We start from the raw sequence: 1,902 nt of genomic DNA on the forward strand, positions 1-1,902 counted from the left end.
GGACAAGCCACTGCTGAACCGATTCAGTTCAACCTTTGCACCGGGATCAACAATAAAAGCTTTAACGGCTGCGATTGAATTGAAAAATGGAATCGACCCTAAAGCGGCACTCAGCATTCAAGGAACAAAATGGGCCAAATCGAACTGGAAAGACCATTCCATCACACGGGTTTCCAACCCTGGAGTGCCGATCGATATGGAAAAGGCCCTCATCTATTCCGATAATATCTATTTTGCCCAACAAGCATTGAAAATTGGTAAAGATAAATTCTCAAAAGGACTCCAAGACTTCGGCTTTGATGAGCCCCTGAACTTCGACTACCCGATTAAGGCATCAAGCATCGGAAAGCTAGATAGCGAAGGACGCCTGGCTGATGCAAGCTATGGGCAAGCCCAAGTCCAAATGAGCACTCTTCATTTGGCGATGACCTACTCAGCCTTCTTAAATGAAGGAAATATCATGGCCCCTTCCTTAGTGACAGGGGATAAAACGGAAAAGAAACAATGGAAAGAAAACATCGTTTCTGCAGATCAAGCAAGCACGATCACGAAGATGCTCACACAAGTCGTGGAGCATCCTAAAGGGACCGCACATGATTTAAACGATCTTGGCGTGAAGCTGGCTACGAAAACAGGCACAGCCGAGACCAAAGCATCCAAGAATTCCAGCGGAACCGAAAATGGTTGGTTGGTTGCCATGGATACAGAAGACCCAGAGCTGATCATGGCCTGGATGATGGAAGATGTAAAAGGACGAGGCGGCAGCCATTTGGTAAGTGATAAAATGAAGCCGGTACTGAAGAAATATTTGAAGTGACAAGGAAAGGCACCTGCTTAGAGCAGATGCCTTTTTTGATATATTTACATATTAATAATTTAGTTTTCATACCTAGTTGGCTACCATTTAGTTGGAAAAAATGCTATATTTATAAATTTCCCAATCAACAATTCTATTAATAATATTACATAAAATAACAAAGAGTAGTAATAAAGTATCTAAAATTGATAGATGATTTACATTCAATACATTTGATTGATTTAATGGGATATAAAAGAATTATTATGTATTATTTTGAAATATTCCAATGACCAAATGTTTATTTGGGAATAATTTGTAGCTTAAATACCAAAAAATATCCGAAAAAAGGTAGAAATTATAAATAAATTGTATTATTATAGATTAGCAAGGATGAATTGGAAATTTGGTAGATATTTTCCTTGTAGCTCAATCGAACTAGTTTTTTGAGTTTTTTCCAACGGTAGTTACAAAGAATCAGTTAAATAGCACTAAACAGTTTGTTCCGTAAGCCGCTGGATGTTTGCTCTATTTTGAGGAGCCGTACCAAGCGCACTACTTTAGATATTGAAAGGGAGTATTTTCTAACATGGGAAAAAAGAAAGCAATTAAATTAGCAACGGCAACTGCAATTGCCGCATCAGCATTCGTAGCAGTAGCACCAACACAATCAGAGGCAGCAACTAGCTCGGTTGACAAAGCGATCACAAAAGCAACTAAACAAATGGCGAAAGCTTATGATACTTATCATAAAGCCGCTAAAAACGACAATGAGCTTCCTGCAACAGGAACAATCAGAAACCAAACTGCTCTAGCTAAAGACTACTATGACAAAGCTAAAGCTGAAATTGCTAAAAATGGTGGAAGCAAAGCGAAGAAAACGGCTTACACTAAACAATTGGATTCTAAGAAATACTTCCTTGACCGTGCTCAAGCATATGTAAATGCTGTGAACACAAACCTTAAACCTGCACAAACTAATTTCAATAAAGCTGTTGAAACTGGAAAAGCGAAACAAGTTCTAGTTGCTCAAACAGTATTAAATAAAGATATCGCTAGCTTCGAAGGTAAAGTAGCTAAAATCTACGGCCCGGATGCTCGTAACT

Annotated in this window: 1 protein-coding gene and 1 pseudogene; both read left to right on the forward strand. The window is 38.7% G+C overall.

Annotated features, from left to right (window positions below):
- On the forward strand, nucleotides 1–817 hold an 817-nt coding region (locus AC06OU_RS14895; RefSeq protein WP_475856820.1), incomplete at its 5' end, for a penicillin-binding transpeptidase domain-containing protein.
- Nucleotides 818–1,385: 568 nt separating this feature from the next.
- Nucleotides 1,386–1,902: pseudogene (locus AC06OU_RS14900) on the forward strand (hypothetical protein); the annotation flags it as partial.

This window comes from Psychrobacillus sp., from assembly GCF_056205495.1.